General features: G+C 63.5%; 21 protein-coding genes. 6 read left to right on the top strand and 15 right to left on the bottom strand.

Translation table 11 applies throughout. From position 1 onward, the window contains the following. Positions 1-13: 13 nt before the first annotated feature. Genes V8324_RS12910 through V8324_RS12920 form a run of 3 tightly spaced genes read right to left on the bottom strand, consistent with a single transcriptional unit; the run spans position 14 to position 4,308 of the window. Positions 14-1,687 carry a dipeptidase gene (locus tag V8324_RS12910; RefSeq protein ID WP_336420339.1) on the bottom strand — a complete coding sequence of 558 codons (1,674 nt, stop codon included), beginning with the start codon at positions 1,685-1,687 and terminating at the stop codon, positions 14-16. Positions 1,688-1,702: 15 nt separating this feature from the next. Continuing rightward, positions 1,703-2,956, bottom strand: a complete 1,254-nt coding sequence (locus tag V8324_RS12915) for a phosphatidylserine decarboxylase family protein (protein WP_336420340.1) — start codon at positions 2,954-2,956, stop codon at positions 1,703-1,705. A gap of 29 nt (positions 2,957-2,985) precedes the next feature. Next, the gene (locus V8324_RS12920; RefSeq protein ID WP_336420341.1) at positions 2,986-4,308 is read right to left on the bottom strand and encodes a phophatidylserine decarboxylase associated domain-containing protein; all 1,323 of its coding nucleotides are present in this window, start codon (positions 4,306-4,308) and stop codon (positions 2,986-2,988) included. A 121-nt stretch (positions 4,309-4,429) separates the two neighbouring features. Between V8324_RS12920 and V8324_RS12925 the strand changes: the two genes are divergently transcribed. The 5 genes from V8324_RS12925 to V8324_RS12945 all read left to right on the top strand — a co-directional run bounded on the left by V8324_RS12925 (position 4,430) and on the right by V8324_RS12945 (position 7,209). After that, positions 4,430-4,711 carry a cation:proton antiporter gene (locus V8324_RS12925; protein WP_336420342.1) on the top strand — a complete coding sequence of 94 codons (282 nt, stop codon included), beginning with the start codon at positions 4,430-4,432 and terminating at the stop codon, positions 4,709-4,711. Further along, entirely contained in the window at positions 4,708-6,078 is a 1,371-nt protein-coding gene (locus V8324_RS12930) for a hydrogenase subunit MbhD domain-containing protein (protein ID WP_336420343.1), read from the top strand. Before V8324_RS12925 ends, V8324_RS12930 begins: the two co-directional genes overlap by 4 nt. 187 nt (positions 6,079-6,265) lie before the next feature. Continuing rightward, the gene (locus tag V8324_RS12935) at positions 6,266-6,535 is read left to right on the top strand and encodes a hypothetical protein (protein WP_336420344.1); all 270 of its coding nucleotides are present in this window, start codon (positions 6,266-6,268) and stop codon (positions 6,533-6,535) included. Positions 6,536-6,538: 3 nt separating this feature from the next. Continuing rightward, the gene (locus V8324_RS12940; protein ID WP_336420345.1) at positions 6,539-6,748 is read left to right on the top strand and encodes a hypothetical protein; all 210 of its coding nucleotides are present in this window, start codon (positions 6,539-6,541) and stop codon (positions 6,746-6,748) included. Continuing rightward, positions 6,745-7,209: a hypothetical protein gene (locus tag V8324_RS12945; protein WP_336420346.1), complete on the top strand. Its 465-nt coding sequence runs from the start codon at positions 6,745-6,747 to the stop codon at positions 7,207-7,209. The genes V8324_RS12940 and V8324_RS12945 overlap by 4 nt, the downstream gene beginning before the upstream one ends. A gap of 166 nt (positions 7,210-7,375) precedes the next feature. On the opposite strand, the gene V8324_RS12950 is transcribed toward V8324_RS12945, so the two are convergent. From V8324_RS12950 to V8324_RS12980, 7 genes are all read right to left on the bottom strand, one after another. Continuing rightward, positions 7,376-7,621 (bottom strand): hypothetical protein, encoded by a 246-nt coding sequence (locus V8324_RS12950; RefSeq protein ID WP_336420347.1) that lies wholly within the window; start codon positions 7,619-7,621, stop codon positions 7,376-7,378. Between the two features lie 34 nt (positions 7,622-7,655). Further along, complete coding sequence (locus tag V8324_RS12955) at positions 7,656-8,621, bottom strand: branched-chain amino acid ABC transporter permease (RefSeq protein WP_336420366.1); 966 nt, start codon at positions 8,619-8,621, stop codon at positions 7,656-7,658. 5 nt (positions 8,622-8,626) lie between these two features. After that, positions 8,627-9,514, bottom strand: coding sequence for a branched-chain amino acid ABC transporter permease (locus V8324_RS12960; RefSeq protein WP_336420348.1), 888 nt, complete (start codon positions 9,512-9,514; stop codon positions 8,627-8,629). Between the two features lie 77 nt (positions 9,515-9,591). After that, the gene (locus V8324_RS12965) at positions 9,592-10,794 is read right to left on the bottom strand and encodes an ABC transporter substrate-binding protein (protein ID WP_336420349.1); all 1,203 of its coding nucleotides are present in this window, start codon (positions 10,792-10,794) and stop codon (positions 9,592-9,594) included. A gap of 55 nt (positions 10,795-10,849) precedes the next feature. Continuing rightward, on the bottom strand, positions 10,850-11,566 hold the full coding sequence (locus V8324_RS12970) for an ABC transporter ATP-binding protein (RefSeq protein WP_336420350.1): 717 nt from the start codon (positions 11,564-11,566) through the stop codon (positions 10,850-10,852). Beyond that, positions 11,559-12,308: an ABC transporter ATP-binding protein gene (locus V8324_RS12975; RefSeq protein ID WP_336420351.1), complete on the bottom strand. Its 750-nt coding sequence runs from the start codon at positions 12,306-12,308 to the stop codon at positions 11,559-11,561. Before V8324_RS12975 ends, V8324_RS12970 begins: the two co-directional genes overlap by 8 nt. Positions 12,309-12,606: 298 nt before the next feature. After that, positions 12,607-13,659 carry a ketopantoate reductase family protein gene (locus V8324_RS12980; RefSeq protein ID WP_336420352.1) on the bottom strand — a complete coding sequence of 351 codons (1,053 nt, stop codon included), beginning with the start codon at positions 13,657-13,659 and terminating at the stop codon, positions 12,607-12,609. 144 nt (positions 13,660-13,803) lie between these two features. Between V8324_RS12980 and V8324_RS12985 the strand changes: the two genes are divergently transcribed. Then, complete coding sequence (locus V8324_RS12985) at positions 13,804-15,210, top strand: helix-turn-helix domain-containing protein (protein ID WP_336420353.1); 1,407 nt, start codon at positions 13,804-13,806, stop codon at positions 15,208-15,210. 53 nt (positions 15,211-15,263) lie between these two features. Here V8324_RS12985 and V8324_RS12990 read toward each other — a convergent pair whose 3' ends face one another. The 5 genes from V8324_RS12990 to V8324_RS13010 form a co-directional block, all read right to left on the bottom strand. Next, positions 15,264-16,781 (bottom strand): tripartite tricarboxylate transporter permease, encoded by a 1,518-nt coding sequence (locus V8324_RS12990; RefSeq protein ID WP_336420354.1) that lies wholly within the window; start codon positions 16,779-16,781, stop codon positions 15,264-15,266. Positions 16,782-16,818: 37 nt separating this feature from the next. After that, positions 16,819-17,322, bottom strand: a complete 504-nt coding sequence (locus tag V8324_RS12995) for a tripartite tricarboxylate transporter TctB family protein (RefSeq protein WP_336420355.1) — start codon at positions 17,320-17,322, stop codon at positions 16,819-16,821. Positions 17,323-17,357: 35 nt separating this feature from the next. Further along, positions 17,358-18,314, bottom strand: a complete 957-nt coding sequence (locus V8324_RS13000; RefSeq protein ID WP_336420356.1) for a Bug family tripartite tricarboxylate transporter substrate binding protein — start codon at positions 18,312-18,314, stop codon at positions 17,358-17,360. 161 nt (positions 18,315-18,475) lie between these two features. After that, a complete protein-coding gene (locus V8324_RS13005; RefSeq protein ID WP_336420357.1) occupies positions 18,476-19,339 on the bottom strand; it encodes a universal stress protein in 864 nt (287 codons plus the stop codon). A 2-nt stretch (positions 19,340-19,341) separates the two neighbouring features. After that, complete coding sequence (locus tag V8324_RS13010) at positions 19,342-21,009, bottom strand: formate--tetrahydrofolate ligase (RefSeq protein WP_336420358.1); 1,668 nt, start codon at positions 21,007-21,009, stop codon at positions 19,342-19,344. Positions 21,010-21,014: the final 5 nt, after the last annotated feature.

Consider the following 21,014-nt stretch of genomic DNA (forward strand, 5'->3'; position numbering starts at 1 on the left):
CCGGGCCCGGCGCTCAGCGCCGACCCGCCTGAACAGGCATCTCATAGCTCGTGGGCCCCTGCGGATACTCGGTCTCGGCCAGCCAGGCAGCCGGATAGCCGATGGCCGCCGCGCTCTTGCGCTTGTTCGGACCGGAATTGACATAGCCGTCGGCGTATTTGGCGATCAGCCTGTTACCGAGCGCCCGCCACGCGTCGAGGATCTGCGCGGCGCTCTCGGCCTGGGCGGCGGCGAGTCGCTCGCGCCGGTCGCCGCCGCCTGCGTGCCCCTCCTCGACGGCCGCGACCATGTCGAAGGCGCGCTTTTCGAGGCTTCTCTGCAGCGGAAGGATATCGACCTCGGTCATCCGGCGCCAGTTGAGCCGCGCCCAGTTGCCGACGAAGTCGAAGAGCCACCACGCGACCTCCGGGTCGTAGTCGCGCGGATTTCCGGTCTGCACGCTCTCCGGAAGCGTCGCCGTGCTCGGCCAGAACGGCATGAAGACGCTGGTATAGCTGACATCGGGCGCGAGCCACATCACGCCCTCGGCCCCCTCCGGCGCGCCGGGACGCGTCTCGAGCACGAAACTGTAGCCCTGGTAGAAAACCGAGATCGCCCGCTCCCACGCGCCGGGCATGGCATGCCTGCCGCCAGGGGCGTTCTGATCGCCGTCATACGGGCCAACGAAGCGGTGCGGGTCGCCGTAAGGACCCGCTGCGATGCCGCGGGTCATGTCGAACTGCGTGCCCTCGTAATGGTCTCGGTAGAGGTCGAAGATCTCCATCCGGGTCAGCTTGCGGTTGGGCGGCACCGAGAACGGATAGGCCCGGGTATATGTCCCCTCGACCCAAGGACTCAGCCCCAGATCCGGGTTCACCCGGTCGAGCACGCGCCAGATGCGCCGCAACGAGTAATAGGGGTGGTTGTATTCCCCCTCGCTGATCGCTGGCAGCCAGTCGAGAACGGGCGCCTGCGCCGGATCCCAATACCCGACCGCCTTCAGATCCGCGTGCAGATGGTCGGAATGCATCTGGTCGGGGTCGTCGCCGGGCACGTCGCGAATGCGGAAGGTGTTGGCGGCGACGAAGACCTCGCCATCCGGCACGCGCTGCGCGACCCAGGCGCTGTGATGCGTCTCGCTCGGCAGCGCGCACATCTCGAAGACCCAGGCCTCGTCCGCGTCGGCCACCAGAAGGGTCTCGCCCTCGCCGTAATAGCCCCACTCGTCGATCAGTTCGCCCATCATCGTGATAGCCTCGCCTGCGCGGGTGCAGCGTTCGAGCGCGATGCGGCTCAGCTCGGAGCTGTACATCAGCCTGACATGACGATCCGGCCCGGCCGCCTCGGCGCTCACCGGATCCGGCTGGTAACGCGCCCCGTTGGTGCACTCGCCCATCATCAGGTTGTGCTCGTTGACGATGCCGTAATTGCCGTCGAAATAGGCAAAGGTGTGGGGCACCTGCGGGATCGCGCCGAGGGGCTGCGTCTCGGGCCAGCCGGGCGTGTCGTAATACGGGCCGCGATCCTTCCGAACGAGGCGGGGGTAGTCGTAGGCTTCCGGCAGGATCGGGCGCACGGACCCCTCGGGATGCGTCCCGGCGGGCACGCAGATCACCCGCTGATCCGACAGTTCGTCATCGTCTGAATGCGTGACCACCATCGCCCCGTTCGCGGTGGCGCCCTTGGTGAGAATCATTGTGGTGCACATGTGGCCTCCTCCGGCTCAAGTGGCGATCGCGATCTCGGCATTGACCCGGATCCGGCCCGTGCGCCCCGGGTCGTCGGGCACGAAGGCAGTGAAACGCTCGATCGCCCCGCGTTCGAACAACAGCGCCATGCTGGACCCTCCGTAGGAAAAGCGACCGATCTCCTGGCCCTTCTCGACACGGTCGCCCGCTTCGACACTGTGGCGGATCGAGGAGACTTCGGTGATTCCGACCGGCATCACGCAAACGTGGCCGAGACCGGGGTGATCCGCCTTGATGATGCAGATCCCCCGCGTGTTGATGTTCGTGTAATAGCCTTGGCTGCCCATGCCAGAGATATCGTTGCCCATACTCTCGAGATTCGAGAACATGAGGCCCTCGACCACGCGCAGCTCGACCACCGTGCCCGCAACAGGCGCGTGCCAGCGGTGATAGTCCGCGCCCGAGAGATAGCTCTGCAGCACGTCGCCCCCGGCGAACCGCTCGGTCAGCGGGCTGCCGGCCAGCATGTCGCGCACGGAATAGGGCTGCGCCTTGATCCAGAAGGGTGCGTCGGACGCCACTTCGCGCGCGACGCGGTAAACCGTGCCGTCATTGGCCGAGACGACGACCCGAGGATCCGCGGGTGCCGAAATCGGCCGCTCGGAGGGTTTGATCTCGCGATGGAAGAACGCATTGAAGGACGCGAAGCCCCAATGCGACGCGTCCTTGTCGGGAATCCTGCAGGTATCGAGACGGTTGTAGCGCTGCGCCTGCGGTGACAGCCAGCCATGCGGTCCCTCGTTGAGCACGTCGCGGCTGTCGGGGCTGTCGAGATAGGCGCACCAGGCGCGCAGGATCGCGCGAAGCGCGTCGTTGAACCGGCGATTGCGAAACGCCGCCTCGCCCGCCCGCGTCATCATCATGTAAGTGAAAAGCGTCGACATCGGGAAGAAGTGGCGCTTGGCCGGATCGTCTTCCCAATGCGGAGCCAGACGGATGATGTGGTCGAGCTGGCGCAGCAACTCCCCGGGCGTCTCGACGGTGCGATGCGCCGCGTCCACCTCATCGATCATCTCCGCGACGAGCATCCTGACCACCCCGTCGCGCTCCATCAGCCGCGCGAGCGCCTGCACCGAAGGCTCCAACTCGGCATCGTCGCGGCGCATCGCAGCTGCCTGCAGACCGCGATTGAAGGGGGTCACGCCGTGGCGCCCGGCGGGCAGAAAGCCGGCGCGCACCGGGTAAAGACCGCGGTATCGGGCATCGAGTTCGTCCTGGCGGTCAATCATGCGCGTGCCCCCGCCGTGCGGCGCGCCGCTCAGCCGCCATCGCCGTCGAGATTGGCGATGGCGCAGCGCTCGTTGGCCCGCAGCGTGTCCTCGGGCTGGGCGTTGCGGCCGGTCAACGGCGGCTTGACCAGGATCTCGCGCACCGCGCCGGGCTGAAAGACCAGCGCGAAGGACGAGCCGCCAAAGCTGAACTGGCCGAGAACATCGCCCTTCTTGACCGCGTCGCCCTCCTTCACGAAGCAGTCGAGCGAAGAGACCTCGGTCAGTCCGATCGGGATCACGCAGACCATGCCGAGCGTGGTGTCGCCACTGTCGATATAGATCATCGCGCGCGATGCGACGCCCGCCGCCCAGCCCTGCGAGTAGGGTCCCGACATCGGGTCCGGGCCAACCGCGTCGCTCTCGCTCCAGCAGTAGCCACGGACCTTCTCGACGCCCTTGACGACCCCGTTGATCGGCGCGGAGAATCCGTGCCAATCTGCCCCGCCGTTCACGTAGGTCTGGTAGACCGTGCCACCGACGAAGCGTTCGGTGAACGGGCTCTGGTTGAGCATGTTGCCGAGCGAATAGACCTGCGTCTTGAGCCAGAATGCATCGTCGCGCTGCGCATAGTGCTCGATCGCCCAGGCGACGCCGTCATTCGGCGAGTTGATGACCCGATTGCTGTCGGGGTCGTCCACCGGGCGCCGATCGGCGCGCACCATGCGGTGGAAAAACTCGTTATAGGATTTCCAGCCCCAGTGCGGCGCGTCGCGGTCGGGAATCTCGTAGTCCTCGACCACCTTGTTGTATTCGAGCGCCTTCTCGTTAAGCCAGCCCGTCGGCCCGTCATTGAGGACATAGAGACTGTCCGGGCTGTCGAGAAAGCTGCACCATGCGGCCATGACGTCATTGATCGCATCGTTGAACTGCGGCATGCGCATCAGCTGCTTGCCGGAGGGCGTCATCATCCAGAAATTCATCAGCGCCGAGAGCGGAAACTGCCACGAGATCGAATTGACGTCCCGAAAGATCGGCGCGGTCCAGGTGACGTAGTTGATCGCCTGCAGCATCTGGTCGACGCTGTCGAAATGGCGCCGCGGCCATGGGATCTCCGACAGCCCCTCCCTGGCATACATGCGCACGAAGGGCTCGCGCTCGATGATCTCGGCCAGGATTTTCACTTCCGGGCGCATCGGCTTGGCGTTGCCCCGGTCAAGCTCCCATCGAACGAAGCGCTGAAACTCGCTGATCTGATCGAAGTCACGGTCGAGCTTGGCGAACTGGACGGCGGCACGGTTTCGATGGAACGCGGCGTGCGCGTCCTGCTCGTTCATCGGCCCGGAACGCGTGTCGTGCTGCAGCAAAGCCATGTCAAAATCCCTTTCGTGATCCCTTGTCCGGATACCATACACCACGGTGCCGCTTTGAGAACCCTGCGCAGCCGATCCCAGCCCATAGCGCATCCTGCGCGGCCCGTCCCAAAGTGACCGAATGATATCCGCGCAGCTGCTGGGAACCACGGTCGTCGCGGGCAACGTGGGTCTCGTGCGGTTTCCCGATGTCTTCGTCCGGCTGCACGCGCTGACGAAGGCCGACGGGATGGGCCTTGCCCTGATCTGCCTGGGCGCGGCCTGCGGTACCGACGCCTTGGGAGAGGCCGTGCGTATCGTGCTGATCCGGGTCCTCGTGGCGCTGTCGGGCGCGATCGCCGGGCATCTCATTGCCCGGCACGCGCGGCATGCCTGCGTTCCGATGCAGGAGGGGCGCCGGTGACCGATCCGCTCCTCGTCTTCGACCCTTTGCTCGCGGTGGCCATCGTCGGCATCGCGGGCCTCACGCTGCTTGCGCGCGATCCCTTTGCGATGATCGTCGCGTTCGCCGTCTTCGGGATCTTCGTCGCCATCGGTTTCGTGCGTCTCATGGCACCCGACGTGGCGCGTGCCGAGGCGGTCATCGGAACCGGGGTGACCGGCGGGGCCATGGCGCAACGCGGCGTCGTGCATCCGGTCACCGCGGTCCTGCTCAATTTCCGGTCCAGTGACACGCTGATAGAGGTCGTGGTCCTGCTCGCGTCGGTGATCATCGTTTGGCAGATCGATCGCGGGCTGCCGGATGGCTCGGCCCCCATCCCCGGCGAGATCTGCCAGCGCTTTGCGCGCGTCATCCTGCCTGTGGGCGACGTCACGCGCGGATACCTTCTGTGGATCGGGGCCACGGGCCCCAGTGGTGCCGTGCTGTCGGGGGCCATGATCAAGGCTGGGCTTTACCGGATCATCGTGGCCGTGCCGCTTGGCCGCGCGGCCTATGCCGATCCGGGTGTGGTGATGATGTCCGCAGGGCTGGTGACGATCTTCACCGCCCTTCTGCTCGCGGCGCGGGAACCGAGCCCCAAGGCCGTGCTCGGGTTTTCGAGCGTCAGCCAGATGGGCATCATGGCACTGGGGATCGGGGTCTCGCTGTCGGTCCCGGAGGCATGGGCCGTCATCCTGCCGGTACTTGTCTTTCTTGCGGCGCATCACGCGCTCGCCAAGGGCGCGTTGTTCCTCGGCACGGGCGCCTTCGCGGCACAGGATGGCCGCATCGGGGCCGTGGTGATGACCGCCGCCCTCTTGCTGCCCGTCCTGATCCTGTCGGGCCTTCCGACCTTTTCGGGGGCCTTGGGCAAGGAGGCGCTCAAATCCGCGCTATACGAAGGGCCCGCAGGCTGGGTGTCCTGGCTGACGCTGGCACTCTCGCTTTCGGGCGTGGTCACGACGCTGATCATGGCTCGGTTTCTCGTGCAGGTGTGGCGCGCTCGTCCAGCAGCCCTGGCCTGGGTCACGGTCGACGCAGTGGTCCTGCCGTTCGTTGCGCTGATACTCGGATCCGTGGCGTTGCCGTTGCTCTGGCCCGCCCTGGCCGGAAGCGACGCGCTACCGATTACCGAGGCGGCCCCGGGGCAGTGTCTGGCCGATCCTCGCGGGGTCCTTGATCGCGTTGGCCGCTGCTATCGATGCCCACCCGCGTCGCGTCGGCTGGGCCGCGTTCCTGGCTGCGCTCGGGGCACCGATGGCCCGGGCCGCGGCACGGATGAACGAGACACTGGCGCGGCGGCGCCGGGCCATGGCGCGACGCGGGCGTGCGGTCCCGGCGGCGGTTGACGCCTGGAACGGCGCCGGCCGGCTTGGCCAGCCAGGTATCGTGGCGCTGCTCATGATCGAAATCCTGGAGCGCCGGTTCAGCCAGACCCCTGACTTCGAGACCGCTGTCGAGGCGCCATTGCACGCATCGGATCACGCGACCCCCTGATCCCCCATCATTCAACACTCAAAAAAGAGGAACCATGACATGCGCCACGATCCCATCACCCCGCCCCTTACACAAGACGCTCAAGCGACCGGCCCCGAGGGTGTCACAACGGACCAGACGCCCCTGACGCTTCTGCGCTACAGAGTCACGCATTTCTGCTTGGTCAAGGAAAGCGGGTGGCTGGACCTCGGCAAGGTCACCGCGCTGGTGAGCGTGAACGAGTCCGGCAAGACGAACCTGCTGCTGCCTCTGTGGAAGCTGAACCCCGTCGCGGATGGCGGCCTCGACCCGGTCTCGGACTATCCTTAGTCGTTGTGCGCCGAGATCGGGACCGCGCCCGGCACCTACCGCTTCATCCTTGCCGAGTTCGACACCGGTCCGCTCGCCGATGACATCTCGGCGCTTGCCGGCATCCCCGCGCCGGCCGCACGCCGTGTCGCCTTCGGCCGGCTCTATGATGGCAGCTACACGGTAGAGTCCCTTACCATGACCGCCAATGGCAAGGCGCCGCCGGTCGCGTGAACGCAGGCATTCAGGCCGCACGCACCCGGCTTGACGCCAAAGATGCGCCGGACGGCCGGGTCGAGCTGCGCAGGACCGCCCTCGGGACCGTCGAGATCATGCTGACAGGGATCGAAAGCGCCCCGACGGTGGCCGGCACCACCATGATGCGGCCTTGCTGTCGCGGCTGCCCGGCTGCGTCTATTGTTCCAGCAAGGGGAACCTCGACTCGGAGATCTACCTGCCACATCTCGTCGAGGACATGGCGCGCGATGATCTTGGTGCAAAGCAATTCGCCAAGGTTCACACTGCGCATGCTCTTCGGGTTCGTCGGGCTGCAGCCGACCGAGATCCTCGAACTGGGGCGCGACAACCGTGAGGACGCCGAGCGTCGCCTCGCGCGGGAAAAGGTCCAACGCGGCGGGGTCGAACGCATTGGTCACCGTGGAACCGTGTCGAGCACGGACTTGACCCGCAGCTGATGGCGGGTATCGCCGAGGCCGAGCGCACGCGGTCGATACGTCTGCAATCGGCTGTCATGCGCCTCGGCGATCGATTCGGGCTCTAGTGGCGCCTGGGCGACTGTCGTTTCCGCTTCGAGGTCGATGGCAACCATTTCCGGATCTGGGTTTCGGATTCCGAGCGTCCTCAAAAGGTGTGGAACTCGAGGAGCGATCCACGTGCCTGCAATGGTTTCTCAGCTTTTTCCTGGTGTTCCTGCACGAAAGTCCCGGTCTTCACAGCAACGCCGTACTCGTGCCGGACGTCGTCGAGCAAATCCACCTGTCGCTCATCAAGACGCTGATTGTCACCGCAGGCGAGTTCACACCGGCGCACGCCATTCTCTTCGCAACCGCCGCCAACAGGGACGTCGCGCGCCTCCTGCAGCATCATGTCGGGGCGAGGCCCCATCCATCCGGTCACGGGATCAGAGCGGACGTTTCAACCAGCGCGAAATGACACCCACAATCCCCTCGCGGAACATCAGCACACCGAGCACGAAGATCACGCCCTGGATGATCGTGACCCACGCCCCGAACGTGGCGAGGTAGTTCTGCATCGTCACGATCAGGCCCGCGCCGACCAGCGGCCCGAAGACCGTGCCCATGCCGCCCAGAAGCGTCATCAGCACCACCTCGCCGGACATCGACCAGTGCACATCCGTCAGCGTGGCCAACTGGAAGACCTGGCTTTTCGTGGCGCCGGCCACGCCGGCCATCGTCGCCGACAGCGTGAAGACGATCAGCTTGTAGCGGTTCACGTCGTAGCCGAGGGACGTCGCGCGCTGCTCGTTCTCCCGGATTGCCTTCAGAACCTCGCCGAAGGGCGAATGCACGATCCGGTAAAGCGCGAGGATGCCGCCGAAGGTCACCAGCAGCACGAAGAAGTAAAGCGCCATGTTGTCCTCCAGCGAGACCAGCCCGAAGAGGTTGCCGCGCGGCACGCTTTGTATCCCGTCCTCGCCGCCGGTGAAATCTGCCTGCAGGGCGATGAAATAGACCATCTGCGCGAAGGCCAGCGTCACCATGGCGAAATAGATGCCCTGCCTGCGGATCGCCAGCGACCCGATGATGAAGCCCAGAAAGGCCGCGGCCGCGGCCCCGCACAGGATCGACAGCTCTGGGGTCAGCCCCCAGACCTTGGAGGCATGCGCGGCGATATAGCTGGCACCGCCGAAATAGGCGGCATGGCCGAACGACAGCAGCCCGCCGAAGCCCAGCAAAAGGTTGAATGCGGCCGCGAACAACGCGAAACACATGACTTTCATCGCGAAGACCGGATACACGAAGAACGGCAGCGTGATCAGGAACACCAGCAGCACCGCGAAGATGACCTTGTGCAGCATCGGCATGCCGGCGCCAGGTGCGGCACGCGAGGTTGTATTGTCTGCCATAGCCATCAGGCGGGCCTCCCGAACAGTCCTTCAGGTTTCAACATCAGCACGATTGCCATGATGACGAAGATCACGACGTTCGATCCCTCGGGGTAGAACACCCGTGTCAGGCCCTCGACGATGCCCAGCATGTAACCCGTCAGGATCGCCCCCATGATCGAGCCCATGCCGCCGATCACCACCACCGCGAAAACGGTGATGATCAACTGTTCGCCCATCACCGGGTTGACCGAGTAGATCGGCGCGGCCAGCACGCCGGCGAACCCGGCCAGTGCCACGCCGAAGCCATAGGTCAGGGTGATCATCAGGGGGACGTTCACGCCGAAGGCACCGACCAGCACCGGGTTTTCCGTACCGGCGCGCAGATAGGCGCCCAGCCGGGTCTTTTCGATCAGGAACCATGTGCCGAAACACACGAGGACAGAGGCGACCACGATCCAGGCGCGGTAGTTCGGCAGGAACATGAAGCCCAGGTTGGTCCCGCCGCCCAGGGCTTCGGGGATCTGGTACGGCAGGCCGGACACGCCATAATAGTTCCGAAACAGCCCCTGGATGACCAGCGCCAGACCGAACGTCAGAAGCAGCCCGTAGAGGTGGTCGAGGTGGTAAAGCCGCGACAGCATGGTGCGCTCCAGAACCATGCCGAAGGCGCCGACGATCAGCGGCGACAGGATCAGCGCGGGCCAGTAGCCGATGCCGAGATAGTTGAGGAACATCCAGGCCACGAAGGCCGCCGCCATGTAAAGCGCCCCATGGGCGAAATTGATGATATTCAGCAATCCGAAGATCACGGCCAGACCCAGCGACAGAACCGCGTAGAAAGACCCGTTTATCAGGCCCAGCAGAAGCTGGCCCAGCAGAACCTGCGGCGGTATTCCCAGAAGCTCGAACATGACGGCTACCCTTGGATTGTTCGTCGGTCAGCGTACGTGGCGCCCCGACAAGGGCGGGACGCCACGTGTTTCAGAACTTACTGCTTGGAGAAGTCACACTCTTCCAGCATCGGCAGAAAGGCATCCTCGCCGCTGATGGTCGCGACCTGATTGTAGAGGTCCCATTCGCCTTCCGACTGGTCCGGCGACTTGACCTCAAAGAGATACATGTCGTGGACCGCGCGCCCGTCGCCGCGGATCTCGACCTTGCCGAAGAACGGATCGTCGATGTCCATTTCGCGCATCTGGGCGACCACGGCCGCGCCGTCCTCGGCACTGCCCAGCGCCTCGACCGCCGCGAGATAGGCAAGTGTCGAGGAATAGGCGCCGGCATGGACCATCGTCGGCTTCGAGCCCATCTCGGCCTCGTAGCGTTCGGTCCATTCACGGGTGGCGTCGTTCTGATCCCAGTAGAACGCCTCGGTCAGGTTCAGGCCCTGCGCCGTCTCGGCCCCCAGCGAATGCACGTCGGTGACGAACATCAGCAGCGCGGCCAGCGACTGCCCGGCCTGGGTGATGCCGAATTCCGAGGCCTGCTTGATGGCGTTGACAGTATCGCTGCCGGCATTGGCCAGCCCGATCACGTCAGCGCCGGACCCTTGCGCCTGCAGCAGGTAGGACGAGAAATCCTGTGCCGGGAAGGGGTGACGTACGCTGCCCACGACCTCGCCGCCATTCTCGCGGACAACGTCCATGGTGTTTTCCTCCAGCGAGTGGCCGAACGCGTAGTCGGCGGTCAGGAAGAACCACTTCTCTCCGCCGGCATTGGTCACGGCGCCGCCGGTGCCATTGGCCAGCGCTGCGGTGTCGTAGGTCCAGTGCACGGTCGTCGGCTGGCACTGCTCGCGCGTCAGGCTGGTCGATCCGGCCCCGGAAATCAGAAATACGCCGTTATTGTCGGCGGTGATGTCGGCCACGGCCAGCGCCACCGACGAGGTCGGCACGTCGACGATCGCATCGACACCTTCCACATCGTACCACTCGCGCGCGATGTTGCTGCCGACGTCGGGCTTGTTCTGGTGGTCGGCCGACAGCACCTCGACGTCCATGCCCTTCTCGGCAGCACCGAAATCCTCGACCGCCATGCGCGTGGCCACCGCAGAGCCCTCGCCCGACAGGTCCGCATAGGTCCCCGACCGGTCGTTGAGAACGCCCAGCTTGACGTCGATATCCTGCGCCACGGCGGGCGCACCGGTCATCGCGGCGAAAGCCGAGAGACTGATGGCAAGCTTCCTGATCATGTCTTTTCCTCCTGTTTGCGGCGCGGATGCGCCGTTGAACCGGGTGCCTTATGGTTCAGACACCCAGGTAGTCGTGAAGTTTCTGGGTATTCTCTTCAAGCTCTGCATTGGGGATCATGTCCACCACGCGGCCCTGATCGACGATGTAGTGCCGGTCGGCGACCGACGCGGCGAAGTGGAAGTTCTGCTCGACCAGCACAATCGTGAATCCCTCGTCCTTCAGCGCCTCGATGGTATGGCCGATCTGCTGGACGATGACCGGGGCGAGGCCTTCGGTCGGCTCGTCTAGCAGCAGGGTCTTGGCACCGGTGCGCAGGATCCGCGCGATGGCCAGCATCTGCTGCTCGCCACCAGACAGCTTGGAGCCCTGGCTGCTCTTGCGCCGCTCGTAAAGGTTGGGGAAGAGATCGTAGATGCGTTCGATGCTCAGGCCGCCCTCGGTGATGCGCGGCGGCAGCATCAGGTTCTCCTCGACGCTGAGCGACGCGAAGATCCCGCGCTCCTCGGGGCAGAAGGCGATGCCCTGCCGGGCGATCTGGCGCGGCTGCAACCCGATCAGCTCGGCGCCGGAGAACGTGATCGACCCGGTGCGCTTTTTCAGGATGCCCATGATCGCCAGCAGGGTCGTGGTCTTGCCCGCCCCGTTGCGGCCCAGCAGGGTGACGACCTCACCCTTGCGGACCTCGAAATCGATACCGTGCAGCACGTGGCTTTCGCCATACCAGCCCTGCAGGCCGGAAACCTTCAGCAGCACATTGGACGGGTCACTCATGGCTCGCTCCGATATATGCCTCGATCACCTCGGGGGCCTTGGAAATCTCCTCGTAGGTGCCTTCGGCCAGGATTTCGCCACGCGCCAGAACCGTGATGCGGTCCGACAGATCGGCCACCACCGACAGATTGTGTTCCACCATCAGCACGGTGCGATTCTTCGCGATCCGGCGGATCAGCTGCGAGATGAGCGTGACATCCTCCCGCCCCATGCCCGCCATCGGCTCGTCGAGCAACAGCATGTCCGGCGCAAGCGCGAGCGTGGTCGCAATCTCCAGCGCGCGCTTGCGACCGTAAGGCAGCGCCGCGGCCCGTTCGTTGGTGAACTCCGCCAGACCGACCTCGTCGAGATGCGCGCATGCCTGATCGTTGAGCTTCGCGAGGATGCGGTCGGATCGCCAGAAATCGTAGCTTTCGCCGCGGGTGCGCTGCAACGCGACGCGCACGTTCTGCAAGACCGTCAGATCGGGAAAGATCGCCGAGATCTGGAACGACCGCACCATGCCAAGTCTGGCGATGTCGGTCGGCTTCATCCGGGTGATGTCGCACCCTTCATACGTGATGGTCCCGCGCGTCGGTTGCAGAAACTTCGTCAGAAGGTTGAAACAGGTCGTCTTGCCGGCCCCGTTCGGCCCGATCAGGGCATGGATAGAACCCTTCTCGATCGACAGATCGACGTTGTTCACGGCGACGAACCCGTCGAACTCCTTGGTCAGTCCCGTCGCTTGCAGCGCGATTGCCATCCCTACTCCGCGTTTTCTTGCCTCTGCCCCGATCAATGATGCCAGGGGCCGGGTCACTTTCGGGACACGCTAACCTCTAATCTCAGGATGTAAACATCGTTCATGAGCACGAACGAGATAAGGCCGCACGAACATGCATCCGACTGCGCGGCCCGATCGCGGGCCCCCCACGTCCAAGGGAGAGACCCGGTTGTCAGAGAGCCCTTTCTTGGGAAAAGCCGCGCGTGATGCGCACTGCCGGCGTTCACTGACCCAAGGTCAGCGCACGTGAGATACCCGCAATGCCGGCTAAACCGTCTCAGGAATGTTCGAGTTCGTTTTCCTTCAGACGCGCATTGACCGTTTCGACAATACTGCTCAGTTCGGATACGGACACTCCGACCTGTTGGGCAACCAGCGTCACCAGCATGTCCACCCGTTCCACGCGCTGCGCCCCGTCATTGATGGCGCGGGCCGCAGAGGACGGCTTCAGCAGGCCGTTGGCGGCGTTGGCGTATTTCTGGAACGGAACGCGGTCCTCGGGATCGGCCCCCAGGCGGCTGACGACCTCGTTCACCAGCTCGTAGATGTGTTGCGACAGGTCGATATCGCCATGCACTGCTTCCTTGATCGGGCGGGCCCCGTCGGGCAGCACGCAGCGGTAGTTGCCGGTCAAAAGCATGCTCCACTTGGCGAAGGGCACGAAGAGAGAGTCGAACACCCGCAGCTTCACCGGCACGTCCATTCCATCGACCCGCACGGCGTCGATCGCGGATTCGAGGTCGCGGAGGATCTTGTTGTGTTCCAGCTTCTCGAACGGTGCCGACTTGAAGTTCGTCGGCAACCCGACGTGCAGCGTGTTCGCCCCGCCTTCGGGCGAACGGTAGGCCTGCGGATCGGGGCTGCACAGGGTGACGGCCCCCGGGGTGAACCCTTTCCACGCGTCCGGGCAGGTATAGCCGGGTTCGAGCTTGCCGGCGTCCAGCTTTTCGATCCGGCGCATGTAAGGCAAGGGCGGCATGTTCATGATCGACAGGCAGGGCTTGCCGCTCGCCGCGATCCGGCCTAGCAGGTCGACGATGGACTCGTTGCAGTATTGCGGTTCGGACATGGCGAGGGCCACCATGTCGTAATCGTCGGGGTTGACCTGCTCGGGCGTATTCGCATCGAGCCTCCCGGGCAGATCGCCAGAGCGGAACGACCGGTGCTCGGCCTCGTCGCGCAACTTGATGCGCACATCCGTGCCCTCGCTGTTGATCAGGTCAGCGGTGGCCTGCCGGCAGACCAGCGTCACATCCTGACCTGCCATCAGCAGCTTTGTTCCGAGAAGCGAGCCGTAGGACGCGCCGAGTATGACGATCTTGTATGCCATGATCTTCCTTTTGCATTCGTCAGGAGTTGTCCGCAGTTCATCAAGAAATACCAAATGAGTGAAACAACCGCTATAAAAATATCGTTGATGTGTATATTGTTAAATTCACAAACGGAAAATTTGTAATGTTGTAAGGAAAGATCATTGGCAAAGACACTGATCGGCCCGCGGCTGCGTGAACTCAGACGGGAACGAAACCAGACACAGGCCGAGATGGCGCGGACACTGGGCGTCAGCCCGTCCTACATAAACCTGCTCGAGAACAACCAGCGAAGCCTTTCCGTCCAATTGCTCATGTCCCTGGCGGATGCCTATGCCGTGGATTGGCGCGATCTGACCCGGGATGAAACCGCGCGTCGGGTGGCGGATCTGCGGCACGCGACGCGCGATCCGGTGCTCAAGTCCGGCCGGCCCGACATACAGGAATTGCGGGGCGCGGTGGATCATGCGCCGCGGCTCGTCGATCTCTTCCTCGAACTGCACGAGGTCTATCGCACCGCGCTCGAGAAGATCCTGAACCTGGCCGGGGACAATGGCGCCGACGAATTGCTGCGCAGCTCTCCCGAGACGGTGATTCACAATTTCTTTCGCGACCACGGCAACCATTTTCCCGAACTGGAGAAGGCCGCCGAGGGCGCCCGCGACGGTACTTTCACCTCGCCGGAAGACCGGTATTTCGTTCTGCGCCAATTGCTCGAGGACAGGCATGGCATCACCGTGCGGATCCGGCGGCTCGGGGATCTGAACGATGCGCTGCGCTACTATGACGAGACCAACGGCGTCGTTCACCTGTCACAGGCGCTCGACACCGCGAACCGCGCCTTCCAGCTTGCACATGTGCTCTGCCTGGTGGCCTATCCCGAGGCCATCTCGGATATCGTCCTCCGCAGCGGGCTGAAGTCGCAGCACGCGCTCGCCCGGCTGCGCGTGGAGCTGGCCAATTATTTCGCGGCTGCGTTCCTCATGCCGTATGACGCCTTCCTGCAAGAGGCCGAGGCCGCCGCCTATGACATCGACCGGATCGCGACGGAATTCAGCACCTCGTTCGAACAGGTCTGTCAACGGCTGACCACGTTGCAGCGCGAGGGCGCGCGGGGCGTGCCGTTCTTCTTCCTGCGGATCGACAAGGCCGGCAACGTGACAAAGCGATTCAACTCGACCCCGTTTCACTTGGCCGAATATGGCGGGTCGTGCCCGGTCTGGAACATCCACGCAGCCTTTTACCAGCCGGGTGTCATGATGCCGCAATTCGTCGAACTGCCCGATGGCGCGCGGTATTTCACGATCAGCCGGACGGTCCACCGCCCGGTCTTCAGCGAGGAAACGCAGGATCGGCGCGTGACCCTCGCCCTTGGCTGCGAGGCGAAATATGCGCATCGGCTGCGCTATGCCTCAAGTTACAAGTTCGACGATCCCAAGCTTTACGCGCCGATCGGTCTGAATTGCAATCTCTGTCCCCGGCAAGCCTGTTCGCAACGCGCGCATCAGCCACTGTTGATGGAATTGCCGATCGACGAGAACCGGCGCGGCAGCACCCGGTATGAAAGCTGAAGGGGGCCGGTCGGCCCCCTCCCCCGTGTCGTATCCGCCACCCTCGCGCGGGGTCAGCCCTGTTCGGTCGCCCGCTTGCGCCGATCCAGCATGTACTTGAAGACCGGCAACAGGATCAGGAAGATTGCGACGACCATGATCGGTGCCGCGATTGGCCGGTTGAAGAAGATCATCGGATCCCCCGACGACATCAGCAGTGACTGGCGCATCGTCGGTTCCGCGATCGGGCCGAGCACGATGGCCAGAACCGCCGGGGCGACCGGATAATCGAACTTGCGCAGGAAGAACGCCCCGAAGCCGAAGACCAGCAGGAGCCAGATATCGAACATGTCCTTCATCGCGGCAAAACCTCCGACGATCGACAGAACGAAGATCAGCGGCGCGAGCACCGTGAACGGCATACGCAGCATCCAGATGAAGAGCGGGATGAAGGCGATGTTCACGAACACCGCTGCGACGTTCGAGACATAGAAAGACCCGATGAGACCCCAGACGAATTCCGGCTCGTCGACAAACAGCCGCGGACCGGGCACCAGCCCCCAGATCACCATGCCCCCCAACAGCACCGCGGTGGTCGGCGATCCGGGAATACCCAAGGTAAGCATCGGAAGCATCGACCCCGTGGAGGCAGAGTTGTTGCCCGCCTCTGGCGCGGCAACGCCACCAACATCGCCCTTGCCGAACTTTTCGGGGTTCTTCGCCAACATTTTGGCGATGCCGTAACTCATCAGCGATGCCGGGGTCGCGCCCGCCGCAGGCAACAATCCCACGAAGAACCCGAGGAACGACCCGATTGCCGTGCCTTTCCACCCCTCCCTGACGGTCGTCCCCGAGTCCTCGATAATGCCTTTTACGGAATAATCCGCCTTGCTCTGGGTAATCCCGCCACGCATGCTGTCGATGGTCCACAGCATCTCGCCGATACCGTAAACCCCGATCGCCAGCACGAGAAAACTGATACCGCCAAGGAAACCGTTCATGTCAAACAGGACAAGGCGGGCCGCACCGGAAACCTGATCAAAGCCGACCGTCGCCAGCACAAGCCCGAAACAGATCGAAAAGATCGTCTTTGCGATGTCATCACCGCCCAACCCGACAAAGGTCGCGAAGGCCAGAAGCATGAGCGCGAAGATCTCCGGCGGACCGAAGCTGAGTGCGACTCTGGCCAAGGCTGGCGCAAAGCCGGTGAACAGCAGGACAGCCACCGTACCTCCGGTGAAAGAGCCGATCGCGGCCGCCACCAACGCAAGACGGGCCTTGCCCTGAAGCGCCAGTGGTCGCCCGTCAAACGTCGTGGCCACCGCTGTCGAGGCCCCCGGAATGCCCAGCGTGATCGACGAAATGGCTCCGCCGTACATCGCGCCATAGTAGATTGCCGCGAGAAAGATGATCGCCGATCCGGGGGGCACGAGAAAGGTGACCGGCAAGAGAATGGCCACGCCGTTAACCGAACCGAGGCCGGGCATCGCACCTATGAACAGTCCCACCGAGACGCCGGCTATGATAAGCATCAGATTGAGGGGTTGCACCGCGGTGACGATACCGTCACCGAGTAGAGAGAGAATTTCCATGGCTTATTCGCCTTTTGTCAGCTAAGCTTGCTCCAGCTCAGTAGATGATGTTGTAGAGGATGTCGTAGACCGGATCTGTAAAGCTCATCCCGGTCGGCATCGTTATCTGCATCAGCCCTTCGAAGAAGAAGAAAAGCATGAGCGGAAACACCAGCACGAGCGGCGCTGTCACCCACCAGCTATGCCCCCCGAGCACCTTGGTATAGTAGAGCATGAAAAGCGCCACCGCGCCGTACATCGACACGATATCGACCAGCACGACGAACCCGATGATGCCGCCACCAACAAGAAACAGCGTCTTACGCCCGAAGGCGTCGAGCACGGGTTCATCGGACTGCGAGGCCGGCGAAGTCCCCCTGAACCAGTTAAGCGCAACGAACCCCGTTGATACGAGCATCCCGACGGACAGCCAGAATGGCCAGAAGCCGCCTTGCGGACCGCTGCCCCGCGTGTATCCAAAGCCGTTTAACGACGCCTCGTACATGAAGTACAAGGATAGGAGGGCCAGCAGGCCCGCCGTGATGATTTCGCCAAGCCGCATTGCCAGCCCTCCCTTGTTTCAGATCACTGCGTGGATTACTCGAAGCTTGCGAGCAGCTCTTCGTGACGCTTGATCTGCGTCTGCCAGTACTCGCGCTGCTCTTCCGGCGTCAGCCAGAGCGGCGACATCGCCTCACGCTCCATGTAGGTCTGCCAGTCCTCGGTCTCGAAAATCTCCTTGAAGAGGTCCTGGTAGTACTTTGCAGCCTCGTCCGACATGCCCGGCGCACCGACTACGGCCCGCTGGTTGTTATAGCTGAAATCCTCGCCCTTTTCCTTGAGCGTCGGAACATCGGGGTATTCCTCCATCTGCTCGTCAGAGAAGACAAGCAGCGGCTTCACATCCCCGGACTGGTAGAAGCCTCGCGCCTCGGCGGGATTGTTCACGGTGGCCTGGATCTGTTCGCCGGCAAGGGCCGACGCAACCTCACCCCCGCCGCTGAATGGGATGTACTTCAGATCGATATCGTAGGCGTTCTGCAGGTAGGCGAACACGATGCTGTCTTCCTGACCGGAACCGGTGCCGCCGACGATGTATTCACCGTCTGCTGCCTTCACGGTCTCGATCCATTCTTCGAAGTCATCGACCTCGCTTTTCGTGTTGACCCACAGTGCGAAGGGATCGACGGCCATCAAGGCGATCGGCGTGAACGTCGAGATGTCGATGCCGAGCTCGGGCTGACGGATCGGCGTGGCGAAGAACGAGTTCAACGTAACGAGGATCGTATGATTGGGATCGTTCGTCTCGTTGAGCCAGATCAAGGCCTCGGCACCCGAGCCACCACCACGGTTATTGGGAATGAGCGGGCGGTTCATCATGTCCTTCTGTTGGACCACATTCTGGATGAAACGGGCGATCTGGTCGGCGCCACCACCCGTACCGGCCATGATCACGAAATCGACCGGTTTGCGTGGTTCCCATTCCGCCATCGCCGCCGGGGCCGTGATCCCCAAGGCCGCGATACCAAGTGTAACAGTTTTCACAATATTCATGTCTTCCTCCCGTTAACGACCGCTATCCGGTCAGGTTCAGTAAAGGTTCCGACGGGACCCCGGCCCTCCTCGGCCGTTCGTCCCTTGCAACGGAACCTGTCGTGAGTTTGATTTTATCCTCCCTGTCGTGTCCACAAATTACTTTCGTCCTGCACGCTGTCTCAGTGCACCATCACGACCGGAATCGCGGCTTCCGCCACGATGGTCGCCGAATTGCCACCGAGCAGGGTCTCCCGCTCGTAGCTTTCATGATAGGCGCCGGTAATCAGCATGTTTGCGCCGACCTCGGTGCATTTCGTGAGAAGCGCACGCCCGACATTGCCTCTGCGTTCGAAGGTGTTGATCTGCGAGGAGATGCCGCGCTGTGCCAGGTAATGGCAGAACTCTTCGGGCGTCGCGGTATGCTCGACGCGCCCGGCCGTCAGGACGGTCACCTGGTCCGCGCCCTCGATCAGCGGCATGGCAAGCGCCACCGCGCGGGACGCCTCGAGCGAGCCGTTCCAGCCGATCGCGACATGGCTGCCGAGATCGGGGGCCACGTGGTCGGCCTTCGGACAGACCATGACCGGGCGGCCCGACGCGAAAAGCGCCGATTTCAACGTGTTGTAGCCCAGGTTCTCCTCCCCGTTCGGCTTGGCCACGCAAATCAGGTCCGCGAGGCGGCCGTAATGGCGCACCGCCTCGACCTGCTTGCCCTCGTATTCCCGCCACGCCGCGGTCGGTTTGCCGGCCGCGCGTGGCTCGACGCTGATGCCGTGCTGGGCGGCATCGGCAACGAACTTGTCGCGCAGATAGGCCTCTTCGTAATCATCGCGCTTGGCCGTCGCTTCCGCCAACTGCTTGCGCAGGAAGCTGGGGATCACGACGCCGTAAGGCATCATGTCCTCGACCTTGGGATGGCAGTGGACAACCCGCACATGCGCGTTGAAACGTTTGGCAAGCGTGGCGGCATGGGCAAAGAGCACCGGCCCCTGCCCATCTCCGCGCACGGGCATCATGATCGTATGAAGCGCGCTCTGTTCCATGGTCAGAACAACCCGTCGATCACGCCATCGGCGTTGATGCAAATGGATTCCGCCGAGGGCACCTTGGGCAGGCCCGGCATCGTCATGATCTCGCCGCAGATCACCACGACGAACCCGGCCCCGGCGCTCAGGCGAACCTCGCGCACCGGCAGGCTGTGGCCGTCGGGCGCACCGCGGCGGTTGGGATCGGTGGTGAAACTGTATTGCGTCTTGGCCATGCAGACCGGAAGATGCCCGTACCCTTGGGCCTCCCATTCCTTGAGCTGGGCGCGGATCTTTTCATCTGCCACGACCTCGTCGGCGCGGTAGATGCGCTTGGCGATGGTCTCGATCTTGTCGAAAAGCGGCATCTCGTCGGGATAGAGGGGCTTGTAGTCGGCAGCCCCGCTTTCGGCGATCTCCACCACCTTGTGCGCCAGCTCCTCGGTACCCTTGGATCCCTTGGCCCAGTGCATGCACAGGATCGCCTCCGAGCCCTGGCTTGCGACGTAGTCCTTGACGGCCTGCACTTCGGCCTCGGTATCGGTCACGAAGTGATTGATCGCCACGACCACCGGCACACCGAACTCCTTGAGGTTCTCGATATGACGGCCAAGATTGGCGCAGCCCGCCTTGACGGCCTCGACGCTTTCGGTCCCGAGATCGGCCTTGGCGACGCCGCCATTCATCTTCATCGCGCGAACCGTGGCGACGACCACCACCGCCTTGGGCTTCAGACCCGCCTTGCGGCACTTGATGTTCATGAACTTCTCGGCGCCCAGATCGGCGCCGAACCCGGCCTCGGTCACCACGTAATCCGCCAGTTTGAGCGCGGTCGTCGTCGCGGCGACCGAGTTGCAGCCATGCGCGATATTGGCGAATGGGCCGCCATGCACGAAGGCGGGGTTGTTTTCCAGTGTCTGCACGAGATTCGGCTGCATCGCCTGCTGCAACAGCACGGTCATCGCGCCGTCGGCCTTGATGTCGCGGCAGTAGACCGGGGTCTTGTCGCGGCGGTAGGCCACGATGATGTCGCCCAGCTTCTTTTCCAGATCGGCCAGATCGGTCGCAAGGCACAGAATCGCCATGACCTCGGAGGCGACCGTGATGTCGAACCCGCTTTCCCGGGGGAACCCGTTGGCGACGCCGCCGAGGTTGCACACGATCTGGCGCAGGGCGCGATCGTTCATGTCCATCACGCGGCGATAGACGACGCGGCGGATGTCGATCTCCTGCTCGTTGCCCCAGTAGATATGGTTGTCGAGCATCGCCGCCAGAAGGTTGTGCGCGCTGGTGATGGCGTGGAAATCGCCGGTGAAATGCAGGTTCATGTCCTCCATCGGGACCACCTGCGCATAGCCGCCGCCGGCGGCACCCCCCTTCATGCCGAAACACGGACCCAGCGATGCCTCGCGGATGCAGACCGCGGCTTTCTTGCCGATCGCGTTCAGGCCATCGCCAAGGCCCACCGTCGTCGTGGTCTTGCCTTCGCCGGCCGGTGTCGGGTTGATCGCGGTCACGAGGATCAGGTTGCCATCCGGGCGGCCCTCGAGGGACTTGATGAAATCTTCGGACACCTTGGCCTTGTCATGGCCGAAGGGCAGAAGGTGATCGCTCGGGATATCGAGCTTGGCGCCGATTTCCTGAATGGGTTTCTTTTTTGCGGCGCGGGCGATTTCGATGTCGGACATGGTGT

The organism is Roseovarius sp. D22-M7 (assembly GCF_037083785.1).
In the GTDB taxonomy this organism is placed as follows: Bacteria; Pseudomonadota; Alphaproteobacteria; order Rhodobacterales; family Rhodobacteraceae; genus Roseovarius.

Coding starts and splice junctions, on each gene's coding strand:
- V8324_RS12910 (WP_336420339.1), bottom strand. CDS start 1,687: ATGTGCACCACAATGATTCTCACCAAGGGCGCCACCGCGAACGGGGCG.
- V8324_RS12915 (WP_336420340.1), bottom strand. CDS start 2,956: ATGATTGACCGCCAGGACGAACTCGATGCCCGATACCGCGGTCTTTAC.
- V8324_RS12920 (WP_336420341.1), bottom strand. CDS start 4,308: ATGGCTTTGCTGCAGCACGACACGCGTTCCGGGCCGATGAACGAGCAG.
- V8324_RS12925 (WP_336420342.1), top strand. CDS start 4,430: ATGATATCCGCGCAGCTGCTGGGAACCACGGTCGTCGCGGGCAACGTG.
- V8324_RS12935 (WP_336420344.1), top strand. CDS start 6,266: ATGCGCCACGATCCCATCACCCCGCCCCTTACACAAGACGCTCAAGCG.
- V8324_RS12950 (WP_336420347.1), bottom strand. CDS start 7,621: ATGATGCTGCAGGAGGCGCGCGACGTCCCTGTTGGCGGCGGTTGCGAA.
- V8324_RS12955 (WP_336420366.1), bottom strand. CDS start 8,621: ATGGCAGACAATACAACCTCGCGTGCCGCACCTGGCGCCGGCATGCCG.
- V8324_RS12960 (WP_336420348.1), bottom strand. CDS start 9,514: ATGTTCGAGCTTCTGGGAATACCGCCGCAGGTTCTGCTGGGCCAGCTT.
- V8324_RS12965 (WP_336420349.1), bottom strand. CDS start 10,794: ATGATCAGGAAGCTTGCCATCAGTCTCTCGGCTTTCGCCGCGATGACC.
- V8324_RS12970 (WP_336420350.1), bottom strand. CDS start 11,566: ATGAGTGACCCGTCCAATGTGCTGCTGAAGGTTTCCGGCCTGCAGGGC.
- V8324_RS12975 (WP_336420351.1), bottom strand. CDS start 12,308: ATGGCAATCGCGCTGCAAGCGACGGGACTGACCAAGGAGTTCGACGGG.
- V8324_RS12980 (WP_336420352.1), bottom strand. CDS start 13,659: ATGGCATACAAGATCGTCATACTCGGCGCGTCCTACGGCTCGCTTCTC.
- V8324_RS12990 (WP_336420354.1), bottom strand. CDS start 16,781: ATGGAAATTCTCTCTCTACTCGGTGACGGTATCGTCACCGCGGTGCAA.
- V8324_RS12995 (WP_336420355.1), bottom strand. CDS start 17,322: ATGCGGCTTGGCGAAATCATCACGGCGGGCCTGCTGGCCCTCCTATCC.
- V8324_RS13000 (WP_336420356.1), bottom strand. CDS start 18,314: ATGAATATTGTGAAAACTGTTACACTTGGTATCGCGGCCTTGGGGATC.
- V8324_RS13005 (WP_336420357.1), bottom strand. CDS start 19,339: ATGGAACAGAGCGCGCTTCATACGATCATGATGCCCGTGCGCGGAGAT.
- V8324_RS13010 (WP_336420358.1), bottom strand. CDS start 21,009: ATGTCCGACATCGAAATCGCCCGCGCCGCAAAAAAGAAACCCATTCAG.